The sequence below is a fragment of the Selenomonadales bacterium genome (assembly GCA_018335585.1).
GTDB lineage: Bacteria > Bacillota > UBA994 > UBA994 > UBA994 > UBA994.
On record JAGXRZ010000026.1, the window covers coordinates 1 to 5,316 of the forward strand.

At 60.2% G+C, this 5,316-nt stretch carries 4 protein-coding genes; all 4 read left to right on the forward strand.

What is annotated here, in order from left to right; genetic code table 11:
* The coding region (locus KGZ66_05170; protein MBS3984975.1) for a hypothetical protein at positions 1 to 237 on the forward strand (237 nt) is incomplete at its 5' end.
* Positions 238 to 984: 747 nt separating this feature from the next.
* Positions 985 to 2,238 (forward strand): lysine 2,3-aminomutase, encoded by a 1,254-nt coding sequence (gene ablA / locus KGZ66_05175; protein MBS3984976.1) that lies wholly within the window; start codon positions 985 to 987, stop codon positions 2,236 to 2,238.
* Between the two features lie 3 nt (positions 2,239 to 2,241).
* Positions 2,242 to 3,285, forward strand: coding sequence for a hypothetical protein (locus KGZ66_05180; GenBank protein ID MBS3984977.1), 1,044 nt, complete (start codon positions 2,242 to 2,244; stop codon positions 3,283 to 3,285).
* 255 nt (positions 3,286 to 3,540) lie between these two features.
* Positions 3,541 to 5,169 (forward strand): hypothetical protein, encoded by a 1,629-nt coding sequence (locus KGZ66_05185; protein ID MBS3984978.1) that lies wholly within the window; start codon positions 3,541 to 3,543, stop codon positions 5,167 to 5,169.
* The last annotated feature ends 147 nt before the right edge of the window (positions 5,170 to 5,316 follow it).

Below are 5,316 nucleotides of genomic sequence, written 5' to 3' on the forward strand. Positions count from 1 at the left end.
TACTACGGAGTGACCGATAACTATCGGGCCTTAGAGAGGTTCCTAGTGGCAGTAAAACGACTTCTTTTCAAGTGGCTGAACCGACGGAGCCAGAGGAGCACATTTGACTGGCAGAAGTTTGACCTGTTCACAGCCAAGTGGCCCCTGGTGAGTCCTAGAATTCGTGTCAACGTCTATAGCTTTGACGCGGCTCTCCTAGCAGTCTGCAATGGTGTGATGAAGAGCCGTGTGCGTTAATTGCGCCAGCACGGTTCTGTGAGGGGCGCGAGGGCATGAGCCCTCTGCCTACTCGACAGCTTTTTGCTTCACTAATGTCGCGCTCCTCCGTCAAACCGTGCTAAAGCATGGCTCCCCCTCACTGGCAGAAAGCAGGAGGCGACAGAAGCCTTGTAGGGACGTGCGTTTCGCACGTCCGAGGACGTGCCATAGGCACGTCCCTACACCCGAGGAAGGCTTTTCGCACCTGTCGTCCCCTTACGCGACGGCAACCCCTTGTCCTCCGCCGAGCACGAAGCACGGCGGAAGCAAAAGGGACGGAGCTTTTTGTTTCACTAATGTCGCGCTCCTCCGTCAGACTGTGCGAAAACATAGCTACCCCTTGCCGGTGGAAGGAACGAGGCGACGGAGACATTGTAGGGACGTGCCTATGGCACGTCCGCGGACGTGCCATAGGCACGTCCCTACACCTAGGGAAGGCTATTCGCACAGTCTGACGGAGGAGTGCGACATTCAGAAATGTCCGACAACATGTTAAAAATTGCATGTCGCACTCCTCCGTCAGGCCGTGCGAAAACATGGCTACCCCTCACTGGCAGAAAGCAGGAGGCGACAGAAACCTTGTAGGGACGTGCGTTTCGCACGTCCGCGGACGTGCCATAGGCACGTCCCTACACCTAGGGAAGGCTATTCGCACAGTCTGCCGTCCCTCGTCGATCCCTCGTCGACATCCCCCCTTCCCCCACACTACATTTAGGAGGAAACTACATGCCTCATCAGCGAGACATCCCTCTGTGGAAAGACATCGCCGACGCCGAGTGGAACGACTGGCACTGGCAAGTGCGTAACCGCATTCAGGACGTAACCGCGCTCGCACAGGTCGTCACGCTCACTCCCGACGAAAGTGAAGCCGTTTCGGCGACCCTAGGTGCCTTGCGCATGGCCATCACGCCGTACTACGCCTCCCTTATCGACCCGGACGACTCTTGCTGTCCCGTGCGCCGGCAAGCCATTCCCACCGAGCGCGAACTAGTACACGCACCCGAAGACATGGCCGACCCGCTGCACGAAGACAGCGATTCGCCCGTGCCCGGGCTCACCCACCGCTATCCCGACCGCGTGCTGTTTCTCGTTACCGACCAGTGCGCCATGTACTGCCGCCACTGCACGCGGCGCCGCTTTGCCGGGCAGAACGACCAGCCCGCGAGCCTCGCCCAAATAGACCGCTGCATCGAGTATGTCGCCAACACCCCGGTCGTGCGCGACGTAGTGGTCTCCGGCGGCGACCCGCTCGCGCTCTCCGACGAGCGTCTCGAATACATTATCTCGCGCTTGCGCGCCATTCCTCACGTAGAAATTATCCGCCTCGGCACGCGCACGCCCGTAGTTATGCCCATGCGCATTACCGACGACCTCTGCAACATGCTTAAGCGCTATCACCCCATTTGGCTGAATACGCACTTTAACCACCCCAAGGAGATTACACCCGCGGCCCAAGCCGCCTGCGCCCGCCTTGCCGATGCCGGTATTCCGCTGGGCAATCAATCAGTCCTCCTCCGTGGCGTTAACGACTGCCCGCACATTATGAAACAGCTCGTGCACGCCCTAGTCAAAATGCGCGTGCGTCCCTATTACATCTATCAGTGCGACCTCTCGCAAGGCATTTCCCATATGCGCACATCTGTCGCCCGCGGCATCGAGATTATCGAGAGCTTGCGCGGGCACACCTCCGGCTACGCCGTGCCCACTTTTGTCGTGGATGCGCCGGGCGGCGGCGGCAAGATTCCCGTCATGCCGCAATACCTTATCTCGATGTCCGAGCGCAAAGTCGTTTTGCGCAATTTCGAAGGCGTCATTTCTGCTTATACCGAACCCGACGACCGCGTAAGCAGCTGCACCGACTGCAAACTCTGCGCAGACCATCACCATACCGGCCTTACGAAGCTCTTTAGCGGCGACAAAGTATCCCTCGAGCCGGCGGGCCTGCACCAAGAACGCAAGCGCTTTCGCCGCGGCAAGTAGCCCATGCGGCTCCTCGAGCGCATCCAGAGCAGCGGGTGCAGGTCGGTATCCGTCGTAGGCTTAGCCAAAAACGCCGGTAAGACAGTAGCGGTAAACAGCATTATCCGCCAGTGCGCCGATGCCGGCGTCACGCTTGGCCTCTCTTCGATTGGCTATGACGGCGAGAAAATCGACGTCCTAAGCCGCCTCGCCAAGCCGCGCATTGCCGTGCGCGAGGGCACCGTGCTAGCTACCGCCACCGGGACGCTTCCGCGCGCCGCCGCCGGGCTCGAAATCCTTGCCGCCACTAACTACATTACCGCACTGGGCGAAGTTATGCTGGTGCGGGCGCGCGAAAGCGGCAACGTCGAGATAGCGGGGCCAGACAGTTTTGCCGAGATGCGCCACTGCATCGCTGCTATGCAAGCGCTAGGCTGTCAGCTAATCATCGTAGACGGCGCGCTCGACCGCGTCGGTTCCGCCGCCCCCACGATTACCGACGGCACGGTAATCGCCACCGGGGCAGTGGCCGGCAGCAACATGCGACGTATCCTGATGCGGAGCATGCATGTTAAGGCCATTTTTTCGCTGCCCGAGGTAAGCGACCTAACTATTCGCCAAGGAGCCATCGCCGCGATGGAGGCCGGGCAACTTGTAGTGCTAGACAGTGACGGCGTGCGTGCGCTTCCCTTTACCTCAGCCCTAGGCCATGCCGCCGCAGTTATTGGCCACCTCTCACCAGCACAGCCGTTCTCGCTCGTTATACCCGGCGCGCTTACCGATTCCCTTGTCGGCGAGTTGATTTACCATCATCGCTTAGTAAAGCAAGTCTGCCTTATCTCGCCCGACCCTACCCACATCTTTGTCAGCCCGGAAATCTGGCAGAGGTTTGTTCATCTTGGCGGTCGCGCTGTGGTGCTAAAGAGCATCCGCATTCTTGCGGTTACCGTTAACCCCACCGCACCCACCGGCAAATCCTACACCCCGCGCGACTTCGCAGAGGAGCTCGCCCGCGCCCTCGCTCCGCTGCCGGTGTACGATTTGTTCTTGTCCGACGAGGAGGTTTAGGCGCCAGCCGCCAGCCGCCAGCCGCCTGGGAAGATGTCGCTTGTCCCTTGTCGCTTGGGGAGAGGCGTTAGGCTCTAGGCGTTAGGCTTTAGAAGAGCTTTGAGCGGCTGGCAATCGTGAATCGTGAATCATGCAACCCCTAGCGTCTCCACGCAGTGCGAAGTGCGAAGTGCTTAGTGCTTTCCCCTTCTACCAGCAGCCAAGCGCCAGGAGCCAGCAACCCCCAACTCCACGTCGCGCGAAAGGAGGTCCCTCATGTCCGACGCAAGTCTTATCCTTGGCCTCGACTACTTCCTCGCGAGTCTCGCCCCCGCCTCTCCCTACGGGCAGGCGCTGGCCAAAACCCTGTGCCCGTTTAGGCCGGGTGACGAAGGTGACCTCCGCGCAGAGCTCGCCTCGCTTGAGCACGCCCTATCCTTGCTTGCCACCCACGCCGACGAGCTGACAAAAATCCGCCATTACCTAGCCGAGCTCCCCGACTGGCGCGAGCCGCTGCACGAAGTCTTGGCCGGCGGCGGTCTCTCTGACGTGGAGCTGTTCTCCTTAAAGCAAAACCTTTATTTCTTTGCGCTGATTAAGGCCCTGCTGGCCTCGCTTACGCCCAGGCTCCCCGCCAAATACGAGCCACCCGATTTTAGTGCGCTTCTCTCCCTCCTTGACCCTGACAAGACCGGCTCCCCGTCCTTTTATCTCTCCGACAGCTTTTCTTTGCGCCTCGCCGAGTTTCGCGCCAAAATCCGCGAGCAGCAGCGTGCGGTAAATCGCTTAAGCGAGCGTCAAAAAGAGCGGGCAGCAAGTCTTGTCGGCTTGTCGTTTAACCCTGCCGGGGAACTGGCGGTGCCACGCCACGACAGGGGCCTCCAGAGCCGCATCGAGGGGACTAATCTATTTGTCCTAAGCCGCGAAACCTACACCGAGCGTTACTACGCATTAAAGCCCACGCCGGAAGAGCTTACACTAGCCCTCGAACTCGACCGCCTACTTAAGCACGAGCAAGAGGAAGAAGAGAAAGTAAGGCACAAGCTCTCCCTAACCGTAAAGCAGGAAGGGGAGCGGCTGCGCCAAGCTATCGCGAGCTTAGGCCAGCTAGACCTCCTGCTCAGCAAAGCCTTGCTCGCGCGCGACTGGCGCTGTGTGCGTCCGGAAGTTGTCGAGCGAGACGAGCCAGCCGAATTCGTGATGGTCGCGGCCCGCCACCCCGAGGTCGAGGCAAGTCTCAAAAAAGAGAACAAGGCCTTTACCCCCATCAGCATTAGCCTGCATGCCGGGGCCGCCATAGTGACCGGTGCCAACATGGGCGGGAAGACTGTCACCTTGCGCACGGTTGGGTTCCTTGCCACCTTGGTCGCTTATGGCATGTTTGTGCCGGCGGGGTATTGCCGCACCTGCCTCTACCAGCACATCTCGATTTTAACCGGCGAGTATCGCGCCTTTGTCACCGGGCTAAGCCGCTTCGGGCATGAGATTGCCGCTCTCTGCGCCGTGCTACCGAAAGCCCAAGAGCGCTCGCTCCTCCTGGTTGACGAGCTCGCTTCTTCCACTAATCCTGCCGAGGGAAGTGCGCTTGCGCAGGCCGTGGCCGAACACCTGGCACAGTCGCCGAGCATTTGCCTGCTCACGACCCATTACGACCGCCTGGCATATCTAAAAGGAGTCGCCCACTGGCAAGTCGTGGGGTTAAGCAACGTGCCCAGCGTAGCTTTAGCCGAAGCTTTGGCGGATTCCCCTGCGGCCAACCGGCGCGACCTCGCGGAGTTGATGGACTACACCTTGACGCCGACCGAGCCGACGCGCCATCTGCCGCGCGAAGCACTCCGCGTCGCTTCCCACCTTGGCCTTCCCGAAAGCATCCTCACCCGCGCAGCGAAACTTTTGCGGCGGTGAGTTATGGAGAGGGCTGCCAGACGCCAGCCTCCGGCCGCCAGCCGTGAGCTGTGAGCGTTGAGCTGTGAGCGTTGAGCTGTGAGCGTTGAGCTGTGAGCGTTGAGCTGTGAGCGTTGAGCTGTGAGCGTTGAGCTGTGAGCGTTGAGC

Excerpts from the sequence above, each read along its gene's own strand:
- ablA (MBS3984976.1), top strand. The coding sequence starts at position 985 with ATGCCTCATCAGCGAGACATCCCTCTGTGGAAAGACATCGCCGACGCC.
- KGZ66_05185 (MBS3984978.1), top strand. The coding sequence starts at position 3,541 with ATGTCCGACGCAAGTCTTATCCTTGGCCTCGACTACTTCCTCGCGAGT.
- KGZ66_05180 (MBS3984977.1), top strand. The coding sequence starts at position 2,242 with ATGCGGCTCCTCGAGCGCATCCAGAGCAGCGGGTGCAGGTCGGTATCC.